At 59.5% G+C, this 21,458-nt stretch carries 23 protein-coding genes and 1 pseudogene; 14 read left to right on the forward strand and 10 right to left on the reverse strand.

Annotated features, from left to right (window positions below):
* From B5V02_RS21835 to B5V02_RS21850, 4 genes are all read left to right on the forward strand, one after another.
* Positions 1–125 (forward strand): SDR family oxidoreductase (locus B5V02_RS21835; RefSeq protein ID WP_146606002.1); only part of this gene is annotated, 125 nt, incomplete at its 5' end.
* 87 nt (positions 126–212) lie between these two features.
* Complete coding sequence (locus B5V02_RS21840) at positions 213–1,451, forward strand: MFS transporter (RefSeq protein WP_167458605.1); 1,239 nt, start codon at positions 213–215, stop codon at positions 1,449–1,451.
* A 10-nt stretch (positions 1,452–1,461) separates the two neighbouring features.
* Positions 1,462–1,863: a nuclear transport factor 2 family protein gene (locus tag B5V02_RS21845; RefSeq protein WP_111546180.1), complete on the forward strand. Its 402-nt coding sequence runs from the start codon at positions 1,462–1,464 to the stop codon at positions 1,861–1,863.
* Between the two features lie 944 nt (positions 1,864–2,807).
* Positions 2,808–4,622 carry an endonuclease/exonuclease/phosphatase family protein gene (locus B5V02_RS21850; RefSeq protein WP_111546181.1) on the forward strand — a complete coding sequence of 605 codons (1,815 nt, stop codon included), beginning with the start codon at positions 2,808–2,810 and terminating at the stop codon, positions 4,620–4,622.
* A 52-nt stretch (positions 4,623–4,674) separates the two neighbouring features.
* Here B5V02_RS21850 and B5V02_RS21855 read toward each other — a convergent pair whose 3' ends face one another.
* From B5V02_RS21855 to B5V02_RS42510, 3 genes are all read right to left on the reverse strand, one after another.
* Positions 4,675–4,887 carry a MerR family transcriptional regulator gene (locus tag B5V02_RS21855; RefSeq protein WP_111546284.1) on the reverse strand — a complete coding sequence of 71 codons (213 nt, stop codon included), beginning with the start codon at positions 4,885–4,887 and terminating at the stop codon, positions 4,675–4,677.
* 218 nt (positions 4,888–5,105) lie between these two features.
* Positions 5,106–5,975, reverse strand: a complete 870-nt coding sequence (locus tag B5V02_RS42505; RefSeq protein ID WP_167458606.1) for a glyceraldehyde 3-phosphate dehydrogenase NAD-binding domain-containing protein — start codon at positions 5,973–5,975, stop codon at positions 5,106–5,108.
* The gene (locus B5V02_RS42510; RefSeq protein ID WP_111546183.1) at positions 5,965–6,114 is read right to left on the reverse strand and encodes a glyceraldehyde 3-phosphate dehydrogenase NAD-binding domain-containing protein; all 150 of its coding nucleotides are present in this window, start codon (positions 6,112–6,114) and stop codon (positions 5,965–5,967) included. The genes B5V02_RS42505 and B5V02_RS42510 overlap by 11 nt, the downstream gene beginning before the upstream one ends.
* A 162-nt stretch (positions 6,115–6,276) precedes the next feature.
* On the opposite strand from B5V02_RS42510, the gene B5V02_RS21870 reads away from it, so the two are divergent.
* Complete coding sequence (locus tag B5V02_RS21870) at positions 6,277–6,918, forward strand: TetR/AcrR family transcriptional regulator (protein ID WP_111546184.1); 642 nt, start codon at positions 6,277–6,279, stop codon at positions 6,916–6,918.
* A 201-nt stretch (positions 6,919–7,119) separates the two neighbouring features.
* Here B5V02_RS21870 and B5V02_RS21875 read toward each other — a convergent pair whose 3' ends face one another.
* The 6 genes and pseudogenes from B5V02_RS21875 to B5V02_RS21895 all read right to left on the reverse strand — a co-directional run bounded on the left by B5V02_RS21875 (position 7,120) and on the right by B5V02_RS21895 (position 12,740).
* Positions 7,120–7,776, reverse strand: a complete 657-nt coding sequence (locus tag B5V02_RS21875; protein ID WP_111546185.1) for a GNAT family N-acetyltransferase — start codon at positions 7,774–7,776, stop codon at positions 7,120–7,122.
* 142 nt (positions 7,777–7,918) lie between these two features.
* A pseudogene (locus B5V02_RS42745) lies at positions 7,919–7,991 on the reverse strand (aldehyde dehydrogenase family protein); the annotation flags it as partial.
* An 88-nt stretch (positions 7,992–8,079) separates the two neighbouring features.
* Complete coding sequence (locus tag B5V02_RS21880; protein ID WP_111546186.1) at positions 8,080–9,741, reverse strand: dipeptide ABC transporter ATP-binding protein; 1,662 nt, start codon at positions 9,739–9,741, stop codon at positions 8,080–8,082.
* Positions 9,742–9,781: 40 nt separating this feature from the next.
* Positions 9,782–10,624: an ABC transporter permease gene (locus B5V02_RS21885; protein ID WP_111546187.1), complete on the reverse strand. Its 843-nt coding sequence runs from the start codon at positions 10,622–10,624 to the stop codon at positions 9,782–9,784.
* Positions 10,621–11,562, reverse strand: coding sequence for an ABC transporter permease (locus tag B5V02_RS21890; RefSeq protein WP_111546188.1), 942 nt, complete (start codon positions 11,560–11,562; stop codon positions 10,621–10,623). Before B5V02_RS21890 ends, B5V02_RS21885 begins: the two co-directional genes overlap by 4 nt.
* Positions 11,563–11,612: 50 nt before the next feature.
* Positions 11,613–12,740, reverse strand: a complete 1,128-nt coding sequence (locus tag B5V02_RS21895) for a C45 family autoproteolytic acyltransferase/hydrolase (protein WP_111546189.1) — start codon at positions 12,738–12,740, stop codon at positions 11,613–11,615.
* 216 nt (positions 12,741–12,956) lie between these two features.
* Here B5V02_RS21895 and B5V02_RS21900 point away from each other — a divergent pair, with 216 nt between their 5' ends.
* From B5V02_RS21900 to B5V02_RS21940, 9 genes are all read left to right on the forward strand, one after another.
* A complete protein-coding gene (locus B5V02_RS21900) occupies positions 12,957–13,850 on the forward strand; it encodes a GntR family transcriptional regulator (protein ID WP_167458607.1) in 894 nt (297 codons plus the stop codon).
* Between the two features lie 152 nt (positions 13,851–14,002).
* On the forward strand, positions 14,003–14,851 hold the full coding sequence (locus B5V02_RS21905) for an alpha/beta hydrolase (RefSeq protein WP_111546191.1): 849 nt from the start codon (positions 14,003–14,005) through the stop codon (positions 14,849–14,851).
* Positions 14,852–14,885: 34 nt separating this feature from the next.
* Positions 14,886–16,454 (forward strand): ABC transporter substrate-binding protein, encoded by a 1,569-nt coding sequence (locus B5V02_RS21910; protein ID WP_111546192.1) that lies wholly within the window; start codon positions 14,886–14,888, stop codon positions 16,452–16,454.
* A 242-nt stretch (positions 16,455–16,696) separates the two neighbouring features.
* Entirely contained in the window at positions 16,697–16,918 is a 222-nt protein-coding gene (locus B5V02_RS42750; protein WP_111546193.1) for a cupin domain-containing protein, read from the forward strand.
* Positions 16,902–17,801 (forward strand): carbon-nitrogen hydrolase family protein, encoded by a 900-nt coding sequence (locus B5V02_RS21920; protein WP_111546194.1) that lies wholly within the window; start codon positions 16,902–16,904, stop codon positions 17,799–17,801. Before B5V02_RS42750 ends, B5V02_RS21920 begins: the two co-directional genes overlap by 17 nt.
* A 21-nt stretch (positions 17,802–17,822) precedes the next feature.
* The gene (locus B5V02_RS21925; protein WP_111546195.1) at positions 17,823–18,449 is read left to right on the forward strand and encodes an FMN-binding negative transcriptional regulator; all 627 of its coding nucleotides are present in this window, start codon (positions 17,823–17,825) and stop codon (positions 18,447–18,449) included.
* 263 nt (positions 18,450–18,712) lie between these two features.
* On the forward strand, positions 18,713–19,435 hold the full coding sequence (locus B5V02_RS21930; RefSeq protein WP_146606128.1) for a LuxR family transcriptional regulator: 723 nt from the start codon (positions 18,713–18,715) through the stop codon (positions 19,433–19,435).
* 233 nt (positions 19,436–19,668) lie between these two features.
* Entirely contained in the window at positions 19,669–20,307 is a 639-nt protein-coding gene (locus tag B5V02_RS21935) for an acyl-homoserine-lactone synthase (protein ID WP_111546197.1), read from the forward strand.
* 22 nt (positions 20,308–20,329) lie between these two features.
* Complete coding sequence (locus B5V02_RS21940; RefSeq protein ID WP_111546198.1) at positions 20,330–21,283, forward strand: LysR family transcriptional regulator; 954 nt, start codon at positions 20,330–20,332, stop codon at positions 21,281–21,283.
* Here B5V02_RS21940 and B5V02_RS21945 read toward each other — a convergent pair.
* Positions 21,231–21,455 (reverse strand): DUF2274 domain-containing protein, encoded by a 225-nt coding sequence (locus tag B5V02_RS21945; RefSeq protein ID WP_111546199.1) that lies wholly within the window; start codon positions 21,453–21,455, stop codon positions 21,231–21,233. The genes B5V02_RS21940 and B5V02_RS21945 overlap by 53 nt on opposite strands.
* Between the last annotated feature and the right edge of the window lie 3 nt (positions 21,456–21,458).

The raw sequence follows: 21,458 nt of genomic DNA on the forward strand, positions 1-21,458 counted from the left end.
TCCAGGCTCTGAAACGTTCCGCCGAGCCGGACGATATCGGCGGTGTCGTCGCCTTCCTCGCCTCCGACGACGCGCGCTGGATCAGCGGCGACACCATCCGGGTCGACGGCGGCTCGAAGCTCTGAAGTCTCTCCGCCAGCGCCAGGAGCGTGCCGATGTCAGTCGTCCGAAGAGAAAGGTCATCAAACCGTACTGTAAGGCGGTCCGGACCTTTGGCACTCGGCCGACAGGCGAGCTTCTGGGTGTCGGCAGGCGTTGTCGTTCATACCTTCTGGAGCAGCGCCGCACCGGCCATGACCTACCAACTCTATGCCGACGAATGGCGGCTGACCCATACAGTGACGACGGGCATATTCGCCATCTACCCCATCGTCGTCGTCGCCGTCCTCATCCTCTTCGGGGACATCTCCGACCATATCGGCCGCCGAACGACGATGCTGCTTGGACTTTGCGCATCGCTCATCGGCGCGTTGCTGTTCGCTGTCGCGCCTGACGTATTGTGGCTCTTCGCGGGTCGTGCCTTCATGGGCATTGGCGTCGGCCTGACCGCCGGGCCTTCGACGGCGGCAATGGTGGAGTTCAGCGCCGAGGGCCAGGCGAAGCGAGCCGCTTCCGTCACAGCCGCCGCCCAAGCCTTTGGTTTCACCGGAGCTTTGCTCCTCGGCGGCGCGCTGACGCAATACGCGCCGTGGCCCACCCATCTCAGCTTCTGGGTCCTGTTCGCCCTGATCGGGCTGCTGTTCGCCGCCACCTGGTTCCTGCCTCGCCATGTCGGCGGCCACGCGTCCAGGCGCTGGCGTCCGAAAGTTTCTTCCTTGCCGCCCGGATTGCGGCCGGCCTTCGCGCTTGCGTCGATCGCGGTGACGACGGCCTATACGCACGGCGTGCTGATCCTGTCGCTCGGCGGGCAAGTCGCGCGGGACCTCGTCGGTTCACCCAACGCCCTCGTCAACGGCGCTGCGCTCTCGCTCTTCGCGATCACCTCCGGCATCCTCGGGATCGTCGCCCGAGACCTTCGTCCGCGGCCAGCGATGATGCTGGGGGCGATTGCCTCGTCCGCCGGCATGGGGCTGCTAGCCTGTTCCGTCGCATGGCACGGATTGTCGATCTTCCTCGCCGCGACGGCGGTGAGCGGCATCGGCTACAGCCTGCTGTTCCTTGGCGGCCTGGCGCTGATCAACAGCGCGGTTCCCGCTGGCCACCGCGGCGGCGTGCTCTCGGCACTCTATCTGTCCGCCTATCTGTCGCTTGGCGCCGTAGCGCTCATCCTCGGCGCAGTGGCTACGCAACGAGGGCTCGCTCTCGCAATCAACCTCGGAGCCGGCATCATTACCCTGCTCAGCCTCGCTACGATCGGCTTGATCGCGATGCTGGGGATGAGCGTGAATACGCCGGCCATTCCTTCAACCGCCGACACAGCTCGGCGCTTAACCGACCGACCTGAAGAATGAGGAGAATGATGTGACCAAGACCACTCCGGAACAGAACAAGGCGCTCGTGTTGGAGGCCTTCGACACGCTGTTCAACAAGCGCGACTACGAAGCCGCTGCGCAGTTTTGGTCAGCGAGCTACATCCAGCACAGCGCTCACATCGAGCCCGGCCGCGACGGGTTGTTCAACCTGATCCGCAGCGGGCCGAACACGCTACGCTACGAACACCAGCTCATCTTGGCCGAAGGCGACTACGTCATTGTCTACGGCCGCTTCACCGGCAACGGCCGTCCCGTGGCATGGATAGCCGCCGACGTGGTCAGGGTCGAGGATGGCCGCCTTGCCGAGCACTGGGACGTGCTTCAGGACGAGGCGACCGAGGCTGAATCGAAAAGCGGGCGACCGATGTTCGGCGACCGGTTCCCTGCCTGAATTTCGATCGACGGAGTTGCCCGGACCGCAACATCGTTCGGCGAATGTCTGCTTTCCGCAGCGAAGCCTATGTCCACATATGGCGCAAAGCGGCCCACACTGGGCTGGACCCAAAGGTCGGCTTTCTAGCCCAATTTCATGAAAGCGGATCTTCCGCATCCGGCCAGTTTCGGTCATTCCGAATGGGAGCTTCCGACCAGTTTCAGTCATCCCGATCGCAGGCCAGTATGGTCGATCCTGGGGGCATATGATTGGATCCACGTGATACTGCGCAACGCCGGTGGATCACGGATTCATCTCGCAACGACCAGAACTTGAAAAATCCATCCGGATGTTGCTCGAAAGCCATCTGAGGTCTCCACGATCTATGGTTCCGCGCCGGCGACCGCCGGCGCTCCAACGACAGAACGGCGCATAAACCGCAGTCCTGCGCGCGTCCGCAACAGCGGACGATTGTCGCGCGTAGGACGGAGGAAATTCGCCCCCGCCGTGGGCGGTGAACGGGACAGCCGCAGGAGCGTCAGCATAGCGCCGGCCGCAGGACGGGACGCGGGACCGACTGTCCCCGTCCGAGGTGGTCCGCATGCTGCATCAGGGATGGAAGCCGCCCGGCCGAGACCGGATGCGGGCTCGGTTTACGACAGCCCGGCCGCCGATCGGCGGCGATGCTCCCTGGTTGCGACCCTTCGCTAAGACACTTCGGCGCGGCTCCCACATCGGCGAGCCTGAACGCAATTTGGCTAAAGAACTCGACCACGCGCCCCAAGCCTAGGCGACCAATCTTCGTTGGAACTGCGGTGTGGTAGTCCCGCACCCTGGCCGGCCCTTGCCGCGGCTACGCAGATTATCAGTCACAAGATCGCAGTAATTCAACGGCAGATTGCGTTCCGTCGCTAGCGACAATATGGTCGCGTTGCTGGACTGCATTTCGCGAGGGGTCGAGAATGTATTTCCGTTTACGTTTTGTCGGTTTAGCCATTGCTGGTGCCACAACAGCTGCGTTCCTTGTCTCGACAATGGCGGTGGCTCAGGAAACGCCGGTGTCTGCGGTACAGGGCGCCGACCACAGATCCCCCGTCGCAGGCGGAGGGGTTTTGACCCTATCAGGCGTAGTGACAGAGCTGTTCGGCGACGGTTTCTTCCTTCAGTCCACGGCACCGGACAACGATCCGGCCACCTCGGAGGGCCTCTACGTCTTTCTGCGCAACGTCGCGGCCTTCCCAGCTCATGACGTCGGGAGCCTCGTCACGGTGACGGGACGCCCCGTCGAATTCCAGCCCTTCACCGAAGGCTTTCCGCCCAGTCGGACCGTGGTCGCCTGCGGGACGATTGAAACGTCGACCATCCCAAACGAAGACCGAAAGTCTTACCTCACGATTACCGAACTTAATAATGTCACGGCGATGACCGTAAAGGGCACCGCGGCCGTCCCCGCGCCGGTGCCGCTGATGCCGCCGGGGGCAACGGCCTCCATCGCTTTTGCAGACGTTCCGAACACGCCGTTCGATCCGGCAAATCATCCTCGTGACTACTTTGAATCCCTCGAGGGCATGCGCGTCAGTATCGATGACGCGTTGGCCGTGTCCGCGCGGGACAACAAGATCGTCTATGTCGCTGCACGCGCGAACCTCCAGCCAGGCGAACTGACCGTCGATGGACTGCCTATCAGTATCCCTGGCCACATCTTTCCGGAAATTACGCGGGTACGCTTGCCGGCGACACAACCAACAATCGTCGTCGATCCTGGCACGCTCCTTGGCGACCTCACGGGCGTCGTTACTTACGAGAATGGCGAGTACATGGTGGCGCTCGATCACGTGATCGATCCGGCATCCCTGACGCAGCCTGCCGCGCCCGAAGCGCCGCCCGCCCCGATGCAGGGTTTGCGCATCGCAACGTTCAATGCCGAGAATCTCGACGCGAATGACCCGCCGTCGCGCTTCACTCGCATTGCTGAGCAGATCGTGGAATCGCTCGGCGCGCCGGATATCCTTGCCCTCCAAGAAGTCCAGGACGACGATGGTGTTGATGTCACGATGACGGTCACCGCGGGTGCCACCCTCGCGAAGCTAATTGCCGCGATCGGGGCCGCTAATGGCCCTGCTTACGAGATTGTTGCTCTCGATCCACTGGTGCCCAATGCCGATGGTGGTCAGCCTGGTGGCAACATCCGCAACGTCTATCTCGTCAAGAGCGGGGCGGGCGTTGCGGTCGGGGCGGTCGAGCGACTGTTCGATACAGCCGACCGGTGCGAGGAGGGTGTAAATCCGTTCTATCAGTCGAGAAAGCCGTTGCTGGCGACACTCACAGTGAACGGGATGCTTTACGTTTTGCTAAATGTCCACCTGAGCTCAAAGGTCGGGGACCAGGGGCTCTACTCGAAAGCGGAGGATCCCGTGCCGCAGTCGTCGGCAGGGCGACGCGCACAGGCGGAAGCCATCGTCGCTGAGTTGGAGTCACGTTTTGGCACGAACCCGCCCCGGATTATTATTCTCGGCGACTTCAACGATGTCACAGAGGCCGCCACGCTTGCTCCCTTCGAGGCGGGCAGCCTTGGCCTTACTATGCTCCCGGACAGCCGGGGCGAGAACTACACCTTCTCGTCGCAGTTCCACGGCCTGCGGGAGGCCATCGACCACATAGTCGTGGGCGGTAGCCTGTCGTCGACCGACGTCACCTCGATCACCTACCTGAACCTCAATGCCGACTTCCGTGACCAAACGAGCGACCACAATCCGGTCGTCTTGACGCTCAACTAACCGCCCGTGTTTGCGGGCCGTTTTGTGTGCTCCTGCCTGATCGTTACGCTCCCTAAGTCGCGTCCATCGTGAGTCGTTTTGATGCACGGCACACCACAATATTTTTGTTATCCCACATCTCAAGTTCCTCAACCGGATACAGCACCGCTTTTCCGATCTTGACGTAGGCCGATCTAATCCTCATGGCTCGCCAGTTTCGAAGCGTCCCAACAGAGATGCTACCACGGTAGCGTTCCGAGACTTCCTCAGCCGTCAGATATTTCATCGGGGTCTCCAGATGTTCGCCGGCGGCTGCGCTGCTGGTGGCATCCCAGCCATTGCCTGCGAGCAGGCTCATGCACGCTTCCGAACCGTTGATCATCCAACTTCACGGCTATGACTGACGTCGGCGCACGACCCTCCATGGCCACCTGCGTTGGCCAAAATACCCGCCGTCTCGTTCGCAACGATGGCGGCAGTGTCTATGTCAAAATAGACGACGCGCTATCCGTTGCGCACCATGTGAACCGCGAGATCGAGACAGCGGCTGGCATAGCCCCATTCATTGTCGTACCAGGCGATAAGCTTGGTCAGGCCTTCGGATGTCTGCATTCCCGCCTGCGCGTCGAAAATGGCGCTGTGGGGATTCCCGCGCAGATCGGTCGAGACGACCGGCTCGTCGCAATATTCGAGAATGCCGCGATACGCATCCGCCGCCGCCTCCCGAATTGCCTCGCAGATTTCGGCGTACGATGCGTTGGAGCGCAGCCGGCAGGTCAGATCGATCATCGACACATCCGCGACCGGTACGCGCACCGCCATGCCGTTGATGCGCCCGCTCAGTTCGGGAACGACCCTGCCGACCATGCGCGCTGCACCGGTCGTCGCCGGAATGATGTTGTTGAAGACACTGCGCCCGAAGCGCCAATCGTCGCGCGCAACGCCGTCGACGGTGTTCTGGCTCGCCGTCGCCGCATGCACAGTCATCATCAGCGCCTCTTGGAGGCCGAAGACGTCGTTGATGAGGTTGGCCAGCGGCGCCACGCAATTGGTCGTGCATGACGCATTTGAGACAATTGCCTGCCCGGCATAGTCCGTCGCATTCACCCCCATGACGAAGACTGGCGTGTCGTCGTTCGGCGGCGCCGAAAGGAGCACCTTGCCGGCGCCGGCGCGAACATGGCCTTCGGCCTGTTCTGTCGTCAGGAAGCGCCCAGTCGACTCGATCACCAGATCCACCCCGGTATCGGCCCAATGGATCGCGCTGGGGTCCTTTTCCTCGAAGGCGACGACTACACGTCCGCCAATGCGCAGCGCGCTTTCTTCCGCAACGATCTCTCCGGCAAAACCGCCATGCACACTGTCATATTTCAACAGATAGGCGAGATGGATCGGTGGGCAGCAGATCATTCACCGCGACGATGTCGATATCGTCTCGCACCATTGCGGCGCGGAACACCATGCGGCCGATCCGGCCGAAGCCGTTGATACCGATACGTACCTTGGAACTCATTTTCAGTCCTTGTTCTCGTCAACCGAAGCATTGGGCGGATGCGGGGGCGTGATTCCCCGGCGCAGTTGCGGCTGTTGCTATTATCGTGTTTTTTCCCTCTCTTTTTTATGCTAGTTCGCATAGAAAGGTGGCGCAATCAATTTGTTGCGGATTGGCATAGAAATGGAACGCAAACTTTCTCGCGGCCGACCCAGGGAATATGAGCCAGAGCAAGCTTTGAAAGCGGCCCTTGGTGAATTTAGAAGGCGCGGCTATGCCGCCACCTCGCTCGATCATCTGTCGGAAGCGACGAAAATGGCGCGGCCGAGCCTTTATGCGGCCTTCGGCAACAAGCTCGAAATCTATCGCAAAGCCGTCAGACAATATGCTGACGAATCCGTCGAGCGGCGGACGCACGCCCTCTTCGACGAGCCGTCGCTCCACAAGGGACTGGAAGATTATTTCGGCGAGATCGTCGGCGCCTATGTTTCGAGTGAGGGCGAACCGCTCGGCTGCCCGATTCTGAGCGTCATCTCGGGTGAGGCTGCCGCTGATCCCGAGATTGGAGCGGAACTGGCCGCCGCCGTAGAAAAGACCGACACCCAGTTCCGGCGGCGGATGAGAATGGCGGCCGATGCCGGAGAAATATCGGCCGACGCGGATATGGTTGGTATCGCAGCGATGCTTGCCGCGCTCCAGCACAGCCTGGCGCTTCGCGCGCGTGCCGGCGAGAGCAGGCCAAAACTATTGAGAATCGCCCGATCGCATATCACGCTGGTGCTCAAGGCGGCTGGATATGCTGGCGTTGAGACAACGCGCAATTGATCGCGCTAAGAACCGTTCACGTGGCTATTGCGTCAAATTGCGGCCTATCGCCCGAATGCTACAAGTCACGGCTGTCGAAGGTTGGTGAATCCAGCCAGAAGCATCGTTCGAGGTCTCGGGGGATCGGTGCAGCGATAACTCGAATCGCGCGGCCGGTAGCCTCAAGCGCTGGTCAGCAACCGATATCCGCCCTGAGCCGCGTCACCTGCGGCCTTTCTTGAAGCCAGATCGGTCGCCATGAAGCGCGCCAGCATCGGCGCGACGAGCTTCGCGGTGCGCCGATCGCGAAATGCTTTCATCGATCTGCGCGCCGGGAAGATCGAGAAACAGATACCAGAACAAGGCGGTTTCTGTTTCGACTCCTTCGATTGGGGCATAGAGCAATCGGTCGAATCCGCCGAGCCGGAAGCCATACCTCGCATAGAAGCGACAAGCCGGCAGGTTATTGCTCTGCGTTTCGAGGCGAATGCCCCGCAGTCTCTGATCTCGCGCCCAAGCGACCGCTGTGTCCATGAGCGAACGCCCGACTTGCCCGCGACGTACATGCCGATCGACGGCAAAATCAGTAATCGCGGCCAGGTTGTTCCAGGATTTCTCGACCGCGACGAAACCCACTGGTAGCTCTCCCGATAATGCCACGAAGACGGCTCGATCAGGCTTGCATAGATGGCCTGCTAGAGAACGCGCATCAAAGCCGTATGCCTTGCGGTGCGGCTTGCGGGTCACAGTCTTGGCGATATCCGCACTATCGAAAGGAGGTACGGCCTCCTCATCGATTTGGAATGAATAGTCCAAACCTTCGAGCTCGCGCAGCAATTCCGCCGTACCGTGCACAATGCTTACGTCATGATTGAACATCGTCAATTGGGCCCTTTCCCCCGACGAACACGAGTGATGTGACTATGCGCCCTGTCCGCCAAAAGGCGGACCGATCCGGCTTTAAGCCGTAACCCGAAGCCACCGCCTTTCAGGCGGTGGAGCATTCACAACTATCGTGCAATCCCGCGGCGAGCGCCGGAGGGTACCTTCCAGCACGCCATCAGCAATGGATAGTTCCATGGGATAATCGCGCCAACTCGGTGGCCGGATCGACCACGTCCAACATTGCGCCCTTGGCCGACGGCACAAACCGTCCATTGATGCAGATGTCTCGCTGCACGCTCATTGCTCCGCCAGCCGGCCACCCAGATCGTTTCGTCTTGTCTGGAGCCGGATTATCCCACCCATCGTCCGATCCAAGGACGAACTGGCCGACAGAAGGCGTCTTGTGTAGGGATGTTGCGGCCGATCGAAAATCTCAGAGCGAGTACCTATCTCGACAAATCTCCCCCCATTCATGACGACCACCCGATCCGCGATCTGCTCCACGGCACCGAGGTCGTGTGAAATGAAGATGCAGGCAAAGTTGAACCTTCCCTGAAGCTCTGCAAGCAGGTCGAGGATTTGCTTCTGTACCGTCATGTCCAGCGCCGATACTGGTTCGTCGGCAATAATGATGTCAGGCCTTCGAATGATCGCCCGGGCGATTGCTACTCGTTGGCGTTGGCCACCCGAGAGTTGATGCGGGAAGCGACCAACAAACTCGCGGCCAAGCCCTACATCGGACAACACTGCCAGTGTGCGCTCGCGTCGACCGGCTGATGTTAGAGTAGCCTCATGCCGGAGCGGCTCCTCGATGATCGCATCGATGTGCATTCTCGGGTCAAGTGAGGAGTACGGATCCTGGAAGATCATCTGTATCCTTTGCCGAACTGCATGGCCGACGCGGTAATGTAGTTCGGTCAGCTCCTCGCCGTCGAGAAGGACCTTGCCTGCGGTTGTGCTGATTAATCCGACCAAGCTGCGGCCCAAAGTCGTCTTGCCGGAACCGCTTGCTCCGACGAGGGCTACCGTTTCACCGGGGTATAGATCGAGCGAAACGTGATCTACTGCCTTTTTCGGGGCGGAGGTCGCGAAAAGGCGACGTCGACCAGCATGCACGATCGTCAGGTCGAGAACCTGAAGCACTGGTTTGCCGCTGCGATCCAACGATTTACGCTGAACGCGGCTTGGGAGAGAGTCCAACAGGCGACAGGTATATTCGTGGCTTGGGCGCAGTAAGACATCCCGAGCCGGTCCCTGTTCTACGATCTTACCCTTCTGCATGACAGCGACTCTCGCCGCGTAACGGGCGACCAAAGGCAGGTCGTGGCTGATAAGGAGGACGGCCGCGCCGTTCTCCCTGCACAGTTCCACCATGAGTTCCATGATTTCCTGCTGCAGCAACGAATCGAGTGCGGTGGTCGGTTCGTCGGCGATCAGCAGCGTCGGACGCAGCAACATGACTGACGCCAACAGAATTCGTTGTCGCATCCCGCCAGAAAACTGGTGTGGAAATGCGTCAAAGCACCCCCGCGGATCGTCGATGCGGACGCGTTCCAGCATATCGAGGCAAAGTTTCATTGCTTCGTGTCTTGACAGGCGGCGATGCAGCCGAAGCCCTTCCATCATCTGGTTGCCTATCGTGCGAGATGGGTTGAGCGAGACCATCGGCTCCTGAAAGACCATCCCGATTCGGCCGCCGCGGATTGCCCGCAGATCGCGCTCCGCAAGCTTTGTCAGGTCGGTGCTCTCAAACAGAATGGAGCCATCGGCTATCCTCACCGCCGCTGGCAGCAAGTTGAGGATCGAACGGGCGAGCATCGTTTTTCCACTGCCGGATTCGCCGACGACCGCAAAGATCTCGCCTGGCGCAACTTCGAAGCTTGCACCATCAACAATTGTCAGATTGCCCACCTTGAGGGTGAGGTCTCGCGTCGACAGCACGGCTCGTTGAGAAAGCATCAGGCTGGCATCTTTCTCTAGAGCCCGATCATTGAATGGCTTATGACGATGATTGGGCGGTTCGGGGATCAAGATAGTCATTCAGGAGGTCCCCTATGAGATTGATCCCCAGCATTGTCAGAGAGATACAAAGGCCTGGAAAGACGCAGAGCCAGCTCGCGCGGCTGATATGGGCAAAGCCGCTGGCCAGCATGTTGCCCCATGTGGGCGCCGGAGGAGGCACGCCGAGGCCAAGAAAGCTCAGAGCGCTTTCGGCCAGGAGAACCCATCCGAACATGGATGTGGCAAGGATGATGATCGGCGGCAGACAGTTCGGAAGTATGTGGCGCCACATCGAGTATAAGTCCGAGTTACCCATGACGAAAGAAGCTTCCACGTACTCTCTGCGGCGCAGCGACAGCACCGCGCCGCGGACGACGCGCACCACCGACGGCAGGAATGCAATAGACAGCGCCACGACGATGCCGCTCCGTCCGGCTCCAAGGACGGTCATCAACCCGAGTGCCAGCAAGATGCCGGGAAACGCGAGCAGCGCGTCGTTGACCACCATCAGCACGACGTCGACCGGGCCGCGCAGATAGCCACTGACCATGCCAAGCAGACTGCCGACGGTGATCGCGCCAGCCACCGTCTGCAGACTGATCCACATGCTGCTGGTGCCTCCCGCCATTATCCGGCTGAGCACGTCACGGCCAAACTCGTCCGTGCCAAGCCAATGACGTCCGTTCGGTGGTTGCAGCCGCGAGCCTATGTCGATCGAAAGCGGGTCGTGAGGCGTCCAGACAGCGCCTACCACTGCAAAAGCAACCACGAATAAAAGGGGAACGCAACTGAGTAGAAGACGATCGGGTTGCAGGACCGATCCACCAGGTGATCGAGTCATTCTGCCACCCTCGGGTCGAACAAGGGGTAGAGGAGATCGACAACAAGGTTGATCACCACGTAGACGCCCGCCACCAGCAGAAGGCAGCCTTGTACGACAGGGTAGTCGCGGGCATATATCGACTCCACAAGTAACCGCCCGAGGCCTGGCAGCGTAAAAACGGTCTCGACTACCGCGACGCCGCCCAAAAGATTGCCTAATATTAGCCCGATCACGGTCCATGTCGGCGCAAACGCGTTGGGGAAGGCGTGTCGCCACAGGACGGCGCTCTCTGACAGCCCTTTCGCGCGCGCGTGCGTGATGTACTCCAGGCGCATGACTTCGATCATGCTGGATCGTGTCATGCGGGCGATGAATCCCATCTCAGAAAACACCAATGTAGTGACCGGCATCACCAGATAGGCAAGAGCGCTGACGGGGCTCTCGCTGAATGAGATGTAGCCCACGATCGGCAGCCAGTTCAGGGTGAGGCCGAACAGCATGAGGATAAGCAGACCAAGCCAGAAACTTGGGATGGAAACGAGTAACGAAGAAAGGCTGACTGTCGCGAGGTCGATCAGACCGCCCTGCCGCCACGCTGCAAGCACACCTGCCGGAACCGCAAGCAAGCTTGCCAGCGCAACAGAAATGATAACAACGCTGGCCGTCACCTGAAAACGATCCAACATCAGGTCCAGCACGGGCAGCTTGTTGACGATCGAATAACCAAAGTCTCCTTGCAGGACATTCGCAAGCCAGATCATGAACTGGATGGGCATAGGCCGATCCAGGCCGAGAGAGCGGCGGTATTCTTCGATCATGTCGGGCTGCGCCATATCGCCCAGCATTACGATGACAGGATCACCGGGGATCAGTCGCATCAAAAAAAAGACTGTCAAAGCGACGATCGCCAGCGTCGGCAACGCCATGACAATCCGTCGAAGGATAAAGCTAAGCATGTCGCGTTTGTCCCTGCTGTCGCGGCGCCCCAAAGAATCGACAAGCGCACCTAGGCTGCGGCTTCGGCCGCGCCCTTTGTGTCCATTGTGAGCGAGTAGACCGTAAAGTGCCTGTTTCGTGCCGGCGCAGGAGCGACTTCCATCAAGCCACGGGCCGGCTGCATCACAATCATGGCCACGGTTTCCGATATACTTCCGGGGAATTCTGGTCGCCATGGCCGACAAACCGAAAACGGCTCTCCGAAGCGATCAAAGAGGGCGTCTTTCACATCCTCAACGGCCAAGCCGCCACCTCTCGACCCTAGCCTTTCGCGCACCCGATAGTCTCTGTAGTAGCTTTCCGGTACGTTCGCGATGCCGGTGTCGCGCAGCTTCGACAAGGCCGCTGGCGATGTCCAATGGTTTGCATGCGCTAGCACGCCCCTCTCTGGTAGGATCGGGAACGATTCATCCGGCGCGCACTCAAAGTCGATCGCAAAGCCCGCTGCCGTGCTGAGCATCATGTTGTTGGACCCGGATTTCGGTGTGGTCGCCACGGTTTTTATTCCCTGAGCCAGATGCTGACTTTCAAGGAACTTTCGTCGTATGAAGGGCAGCGGAATTCCAGGCCGATCATAGTCACGGTCCGACTCCAGGTAGTTTGCCGTGATTGCCAATCCCGCAGAATTCAAACCGCTCCTTGCCAGACCTCCGGCTTCCGTGAAGGTGAGGATATCAGGCCCATCGTCTGTCCTAATCATGAGAACCACTCCGGTTTGTGCGCACTCCGGCAGCCAGTCCCAATTCTGAGCATGGATCAACGCGCCGTCACGGGCCATTTCCGGCATCACGATGACGCCTGTGCAACCATCGGGCGCCTCACGAGCAGTTGCCTTGCGACCAATCTCAAGTATCTCGGTTCGAGCATTCACCAGCACGATCTCTTCGAATGAGCAGCCCGCACCATCGGCGATGCCGCGCATTTCCTCGAGGTAGTCGGGTGCGAACTCTTCAACCGTCGGCACGAAACCGCGTACGATCTCACGGACATCGTTCCAGGCATAAGACATGGCCAGAAGCCGCTGACTGTAGATGCGAACGCTGCGGGCGATCCGTTCGCGTGCGGCACGTCCATACTGTTGGCCGCGGCTGAATGGCGGCCCCGCGATCTCGACCAAGGGAAACGACGGTATGCTCATTGTTAGTTCCGTGATGAGTTATATCATCATAAAAAACATTTTGTGACCTTAGTGTCAACCAAGTTTCGCGAAGGTATGTATGGTTCTTGGTACACCAAGAGACTAAGTGATAGCCGACGCGGACGCGTGTATCGGGTGACGGTGGAACAGGGCGATCAAATGAAAAGATCGGGAACGCGTGCCAAAGAAGGAGCCACGCAACGGAGCGCGAGCCCGTTGCAACTCGATCTTGCGCGCCAGATTCTTGCAAGATTGCTGGATGAAGGGTTCACCGTCGATCAGCGGGTGCCCGAACAGACCATTGCGCGCGCGCTCGGCGTGTCGCGAACGCCGGTCCGAGCTGCATTGCGCTTGTTGGCCGAGCAGGGAGTGCTTCGCACCGAGGCGGAGCGCGGCTTCCTGGTGGCGCAAACAATCGAAGGCATCGATGCCGATGGCCTGATCCCGCGGTCTCCAGACCAACGCGTCTATGAAGCAATGCTGTCCGATCGCGCTGACGGGCGCATTGGCGTGGAAGTTTCCGAAGCGGAGATGATGCCGCGGTACAACGCGTCGCGCGGCGTCATCCGCAAGGTGTTCATCAGGCTTGCTGCAGAGGGCCTCGCGCAACGCCAGCGAGGACATGGATGGTCCTTTTCGGATACCCTCGACAGCGATCAATCACTCGCCGAAAGCTATCGGTTTCGTATGGCCATCGAGTGCGCGGCGCTGCGGCAGCCCGGCTACCAGCTCGATCCGGACCGGATCCTGAAGCTGCGCCGAGCCCATGATGCCGTTCTTAGAAACGGCCGCCCGTCGGTGGATGGAGTCGAGTGGTTTGCGGTCAATGCAACCTTCCACGAGACGATCGTCTCCGGCTCCCAGAATAGATTCTTTGTTCAGGCCGTCCATCAGCAGAACAACCTTCGGCGCATACAGGAGTATGCGGGCTATCCCAGCCTGGCCAGCGACAGGATCGTGCAATCGTGCACCGAGCACATCGCGATCCTGGATGCGCTGGAGGCACAGGACTATCCTTGGGCCGAGACGCTGCTCTCTCGCCATCTTCAGCTTGCTCTGCGCTACGCCCAAAGCGGATCGGACACCGCCGTGGAGGGTGCCGCCGATTGATGCGAGGCAAATACGTCGCTCGCGATGCCAGCGCCATGTGTTTTTTGTCGATGCAAAACATTGCCTCTTGATTGTGCATTATGTGATGATATAAAACACATGAGGCTGGGATCGTAGGACGACCCCGGACCCCTTTGCGGAGGCGCGGTCAGATGAGCGAAACGAACAGTCTGAACTTCTATGATCTCGGCTATACCGCCCTGTTTGCTTCAAGGGCCGATCAACGCTTCTCCTATTGCCTCTATGTGCCGAGCGACTACGACGAGAACGGCGACAAACGCTATGGGTTGGCCATCGTGGTTCACGATACCGAGCGAACCGTGGGAGCGTACCGCGATCGATTCGCCGACTTTGGCGAGGCCAACGATTGCATTATCCTCGCCCCATTATTTCCGGGCGGCATCATCGAACCTGGAGACCTCTCGAACTACAAACTGCTCAAGTTTCACGATATCCGGTTCGATTTGTTATTGCTTTCAATGGTTGACGAAGTCGCCGCGAAGTATCGTGTCGATACCGGCAAGTTCCTTCTCTACGGATTCTCCGGCGGGGCGCATTTTGCTCACCGATTTTACTATGCGCATCCGGAGCGTCTGCTCGGCGTCTCGATAGGAGCGCCCGGTGTGGTGACCCTGCTCGACGACAGTCGAGACTGGTGGGTCGGTGTCCGCAACTTTGAGAGCGAGTTCGGCAAACCCCTGGACATCGGCCTGATGCGCGGCGTCCCCGTTCACATGGTCATAGGCGATCGGGACACGGAAACCTGGGAGATAACCATCGAGCCTCAGGACCATTGGTGGATGCCGGACGCCAACATCGCCGGCGCAACGCGCATCGACCGGATGCGATCCCTACGCGAGAGCTACATGGCCCGAGACATTAATGTGCGCCACGACTTTGTTGCGGGGGTCGGGCACGACTCCGAGCCGGTTGTAGCTCCGGTCAAGGTTTTCTTTGCCGACGTCCTTCGTCGGCGGAGCTCGTGCGATGTGAATTCTTGAAATCGGTAAACCAAAGAAGCGGGGAGCAGACAAAATGAGAATGTCGAAACATCTACGGGCGATCCTGATTTTGACAACCGCTCTCTTGCCCGGCGAGTCCAGTGCCGGCCAAGATTTACGAGAAACCGACGTGCTTACCCTCGCCATCGGCGGCGACATTTCCAGCAGCGACCCCGGGGTGGACCGTGACTCGACGTCGGACACTGTCCTGCACCATGTCATCGAGGGCCTCGTAGCCTATAAAGAGGACCTGACAGTCGGTCCGATGCTCGCCAAGAGTTGGGAAATCAGCGCCGACGGGCGAACCTACACGTTCAAATTGCGCGACAGCCTGAAATTCCACAATGGGGATGCTGTCACCTCGGCCGATGTTGCCTGGAGCTGGTCGCGTTACCTCGACCCCAAGACCAAGTGGCAATGCACGTACCGTTTTGACGGCTCGTTCGGTTCGAAAGTCGAGCAGATCACCACGCCGGATCGCGTCACAGTCCAGTTTCAACTCAGTGAGCCCGACGCGCTGTTCCTTGCAAATATGGCGAATATCCAATGCCTAACCGCGGTCCTGAGCAAAGCCTCTCTCAAAGCGGACGGCAGTTGGGACAAGCCTATCGGTACGGGACCGTACATGTTCGGAAAGTGGGAACACAATCGATACATTACGTTGGAGCGCTTTGCCGACTATCAGTCGTTGCCGGGTGAGCGTGATGGGCTGGCCGGCGGCAAGCACGCTTACGCCAAGCAGCTCAAATTCTTAGTTGTACCGGATGCATCCGCCCGAAAATCCGCTCTCTACACGGGCGAGATTGATGTCGTTTCCGATTTTGGGGCGGCGGACATCGAAGACGCCAAGGCAAGGAATACGTCTGTGTCGGTCCAATCCTCAATGGCTTGGCAGATGCTACTGCTGCAGACTGAGGATCCCATTCTGGCCGATCTTCGAGTTCGCAGAGCGATCGCTCATGCCTTGGATATCCAACAGATTGCCAATGCGGCTACCTATGGGCTTGCGACGCCCAACCCATCGGCGGTGCCAACGATGAGCCCCTACTATGGAGACAAGCAGACCATCTGGCCGGCATACGATCCGGCTGCCGCCGCGGCGCTTCTGAAGGAAGCTGGGTACTCCGGACAGAAATTGAGCATCCAGACCAACAAGAAATTTGAGAACATGTATTCGGCGGCGGTCGTCATACAGTCCATGCTTCAGGCTGTCGGAATCAATGCCGAGTTGGAGGTGCTCGATTTCGCAGCTCAGCTCGACAACTACTACTCCGGGAAGTTTCAGCTGATGTCCTTTGGAATGTCTGCACGCCTCGACCCGGCCTACAGCTTTGAGACATTTATGGGAGCAAAAAAGGACGACGCGTCCAACCAGTGGGAGGATCCGGACGCGCTGATGTTGCTTGCCGCCGCAAAATCGGAATCAGATCCGTCGAAACGGCAGGCGATCTTCGATTCACTGCACGCGAGATTGGCCGAACAGGTACCGATCATTGGCCTCTTCAATGATCCGCTTGTGACCGCGATCGGGCCGAAGGTTCGAGGATATGCCGACTGGCCCGCTGGCAAGGAGCGCCTTTGGGGCGTTTGGCGGGAGCGGTGAGGCGAGTTCATAACCTGGCTCGCCAACCCTGCCGGTCACGCAGAACTCGACCCTGAGATCGTTCAGCGTCGCGCTTTTCCATCAACTCTGGAGGATCAACATTGCCGTCAGTCGTCCGACTTTCTGAAACTGCCCCGGGATCCCAACCACTTCCGAAACTAGGCTATTCCGCCCCGGAGCTAGTAGTTTGCGGTGCCCCAGTCGAATACGGCTACACATACTACTGCGATCCCGCAGGCCGCATGATCGCAGGCATCTGGGAGAGCGAGCCAGGGTCGCTGCGCTTTGAGTCATACCCGTGCGACGAGTTCTGTTACGTGCTGTCAGGTTCGATAACCTTGCAGGAGACCGACGGGGAGGCGCAAGAGTTCAGCGCAGGCGACAGCTTTGTAATTTGCAGAGGCTTTCGGGGGCTGTGGCAAATGACCGAAAGGACGAAGAAGTACTATGTCGAATGCAGATAGCAGGCCCAACGGGCGTCAGACCGTGGCTGAGTTCGGGATCGCTGCCTGCCAGACGACGTGGCCCGCGGGCGACAATATTGACCGCCTTCGCTGTGAGATATCAACCGTCAAGGCGCGTTTCCCCTGGGTCAGCATGCTGCTGTTCGGCGAACTCGTTCCGCTCGGTCCTTTCGTCAAGCAGGCGATCAAGCTTCCCGGCCCGGCGGAAGATCGCCTTCGAGAGCTTGCCCGGCACAACCGCATCTGGCTCATCCCAGGGTCTATGTATGAACTCGATGGCGACAGCGTGTACAACACGACGATCGTCATCGACCCAAGCGGCAACGTCGTCGGGCGGTATCGGAAGCTCTATCCGTTTCAACCCTATGAGTGCGACGTCAGCGCGGGCGACAGTTTTCTGGTGTTTGAAGTGCCTGACGTAGGGAGGATAGGCGTCCTGATCTGCTACGACATCTGGTTCCCGGAGGTTATGCGCACGCTTGCCTGGCTTGGCGCTGAGGTCGTCCTTCACCCGATACTGACGAATACCCTAGACCGCGACGTCGAGTTGGCAATTGCCCGCGCGAGCGCCGCTCAGCAGCAATGCTACCTCTTCAATCTCAACAGCGCAGGCGGGGACGATGGCCTGATGGGGTATGGCCGATCCGCAGTCTTCGGCCCGGACGGCGATATCATCCATCAAGCTTGTGCCGGCCCGGAGACAATTCCCGTCCTTGTCGATTTTGACCGCGTGCGCCGATCGCGATCGCGCGGCTTGCATGGGCTGGGCCAACCACTGAAGAGCTTTCGCGAGGGTGCCATTGCGTTTCCGCCATACGGTGGGATGTCGTCCTCCGCTCTGGAGGTCCTTGGTCCACTCGGAATGCCAACGCCTCGGCTCTAATTTTTCGTCGGTGGAGTCAACATGTATACATCGGAGCATTTTCGCGAGAGCCGTATCGAAGTCATCACGCAGTTTATCGTTGAACATCCCTTTGCCGTGCTGGTAACCCACGGCGACCGGGGGCTCGAGGCAACGCATCTACCCATGTTGTTCGATCTAAACGGCGGGCAGGGCGCCCTAAGCGGTCATCTTGCGAAGGCTAATGGCCAGTGGCGCAACATATCGGATGGGGACGACGTCCTGGCCATATTCAGGGGTCCGCAAAGCTACATCTCGCCCGTTGCCTATTCCCAGGAGCCAGATGTTCCAACATGGAACTACATGGCCGTCCACGCACGAGGCCGATGGAAGCTGGTCAATGACAGGGTACGGAGCATCGCTCATCTTCGCCGAATCGTGGCTCATCACGAGTCGGGTCGAGGGAGCCCTTGGCCTTTGTCGCAACTCGACGCAGGCTTTCTTGAGGGACTGCTGCACGGAATCGTGGGGTTCGAAATAGAGATCCTCCACCTCGATTGCGCGTTCAAGATCAGCCAGGACAAGTCGCTTCAAGATCGCATCGGTGTCATCGAATGGCTGGCTTCGCAGAGCTCGCCGACGAAACATGAATTGGCCGACCGCATGCGCGAATATTTCGGGTTTGACTAATGAAGGGGAGATGCAGCCCCTGCTGGCTGTCAATCGATCGGCCAGCCGCCATTTCTTGTCGGTCAACGTGGAGCCGCTGCCGTCGAAAGCGTTTCTGCCTCAAAGGGAGCGTGGGCGACGTGGCGACAGTGTATTGAATTGGGCTCAGCAGTCCGCATCCTTGGCCGCGAGATGCTGGTGTGTGCCAGTGGTCGAAGCGCGATCGTTCCTTTCCTGCAACGACGGGTTTCTGGGCTACAGAGGTGGCCCAGGGGATAGTGTTGATGACGCTTCTCGACCTTGCCTTCAGAGATTTTGTTGATGCGCTTGAAACGGCGCGCGACGAGGTTGGCTTCAAAGGTGCCGCTGATCGTTTTGCCGCACGGCTGGGTTACCGGTGGTTTGCCTACCTCGGATTTTCGGAACCTGCGCTCAAGGTGCATTCTTCATATCCGAGTTCATGGGCACGGCAATATATTGAGCAGAAATACGAGGATATCGACCCTGTCGTTGGCCTCGCTCGATCATCGCAGCGGTCGTTTCATTGGGATCGCTGGACGCTGCGACTTCCGTCAGCTTCTCAGCAGCGCTTTTTCTCTGAGGCTGCCAAATTCGGCATTCATAGTGGTGTGACTGTACCGATACGAGGAGGCTTTGGCCGCTTCGCTGCGTTCACAGTTGCGGGTAATAGGGACGCAAGTCTCGAGGTTCGTCCCACGGAAGTGATGGATACCCTGCAACTTGCCGCACTCTACTATCATGCACACGTCTACGCGAAGCTGCAACTGGGCCTGACCCGTGTTGCCGACGCGCCACTCACTCAACGAGAGCGGCAGTGCCTTTACTGGGCCGCGCGCGGCAAGAAGATGCCAGAAACCGCGAAAATTCTCGGCATCACCACACGAACAGTGGTCTTCCATCTTGAGAATGCTCGGTCAAAGCTGAGCGCGTCCACGGTAGCGCAGGCAGTAGCCGAGGCCACACACCGCGGCCTCATCTTGTCGTGAAAAAGCGCTCGACTCTGCTTCTCATGAGACCGCCGCGGGCGCAGTGACGCCCCGATTTGCTTGGTCTGATCGACATCTCCCGTCCATGCACCACCCATCTCTACTGCAGCCGTGGGTGCAATCGGCCAAATTTACGCTAGAGCTTCCGCGCATACTCACCCTGTAAAACCCCACAGCTACGCGACCCGGCCCGCCGTGCTCTTTGTTTCTCACAAACAAAGGAGCCTGCTGCCATGCGCGTAATTCCAGTTACTCATTCGGACTACGCAGACTTTCCTGATCTGATCGCGAGCATGCACCGCTTGCGCTACCGCGTGTTTCGGGATCGTTTGAATTGGGATGTTTCTGTTTCAGGCGATATGGAGATCGACGCCTACGACACGCTTGAGCCGACATACATCATGGCTGTCGACGACAGCAACTCGGTGGTCGGCTGTGCGAGGCTGCTGCCGACGACAGGGCCAACGATGCTGGCGAACACCTTTCCAGCGCTGCTTGGATCGAATCCCCATCCGCGAAGCGACAGAATATTCGAAAGTTCGCGCTTCTGTGTGGATACAAGCGCGGCGGACAGCGTGGCCTCAACTGGGCTTCGTGACGCGACGTTCAGCCTGCTTGCGGGGATTCTCGAATGGGGACTAGCGAAGGGTCAAGAGGCGGTAGTCACAGTAACGGACGTTCGATTTGAGCGCATCCTAAGGCGTGCTGGATGGCCACTGGAGCGCTTTGCTCCGCCCATGCAGATTGACAACACAAGGGCGTTGGCCGGTTACCTGCCGATCTCTGAATCCGCGCTGATGAACGTTCGCGAGATGGGGCAGCTCAAAGGGTCCGTGCTCACGGGTCGCATTATCCCACCGGTAGCGGCGTGATGATGGCTGCTGCGAGTCCGTAATGGCGATTGAACTGCGCCATTTGCGGTACGCTGTCGCGGCCGCGCACTATGGCAGCTTCCGTCGCGCGGCGGAGGCGCTTGGCGTCAAGCAGTCGTCGCTCAGCCGCCGCATTCGCCAAATGGAGGACCGCTTGGGTGTCGCGGTGTTCGAGCGATCGAGCAGCGGCGTGCGGCTGACAACGGCCGGCACCGAAATCCTGCGCACCTCCAGGCATTTGGTCGATGGGCTGGACCACATGATGGCGTCGGCCAAGGCCGCAGGCAGGGGGGAGGCTGGCCGGCTGGCCATCGGCTTCTACACCTCGCTGTCGGCGGGAAATTTGCGCGCGAGCTTGGTGGAACATGCGCGACGATTTCCGAACGTGGAAATCCGTGCGGTCGAGGGAGCACGAGCGAGTCTTATTGTAGGCTTGGAACATGGCACCCTCGACGTTGCCATCGTCACCGGCGAGCCGGCAGTTCGCGATGGCGGAGCAATGGCCTTGTGGGGCGAACGTATCATGGTCGCGCTCCCGGAAAGCCATCCGCTGGTAACGAACGATATCGTCTATTGGACCGATCTCAGAGGCGAAACTTTCCTCCTGAGCCAGCGCGATCCCGAACCGGAACTCCGGGACATTTTGCTGGCGGAACTGGCTTCGCCCGGCGTCCAGCCTAAGATTGTCACCCAGGACGTCAGCCGCGAAAGCATAGCGAGCTTGGTGGGCGCGGGCTTCGGGGTCAGCCTGACATGCGAGGCTGCCATCGGTGCCAGTTACGTTGGCGTCGTCTATCGCGATGTGCAGGACGGCAGGGGCCCGAGCCGGATCAGCTACGCCGCCTGTTGGCAGAGCGACAACGACAACCCGGCTCTGGCGCACTTCCTCAAGCTGTTGGAAGAGCGCTATCCCTCGCTGCCAACTAGGGCTGCCGAATCCGCCGCGCCTTCGCGAACGCCCGATCCGTCGCCATGAAGCGCTCGATCATCGGCGCGATTAGCCTGGCCGGTTCGACAACGGGCTGGCCCGTCTCGCGTCCGAGAACCTCGGCATAGGCGATGAGGTCGCGATGCAGGGTGGCCGACAGTTCGATCGAGACCTTGACCGGCTTGTCGTCGGCAATGGCGCCAAGTTTCAGATTCGCCATGGA

It is taken from the genome of Mesorhizobium kowhaii (assembly GCF_003253745.1).
Classification (GTDB): Bacteria; Pseudomonadota; Alphaproteobacteria; order Rhizobiales; family Rhizobiaceae; genus Mesorhizobium; species Mesorhizobium kowhaii.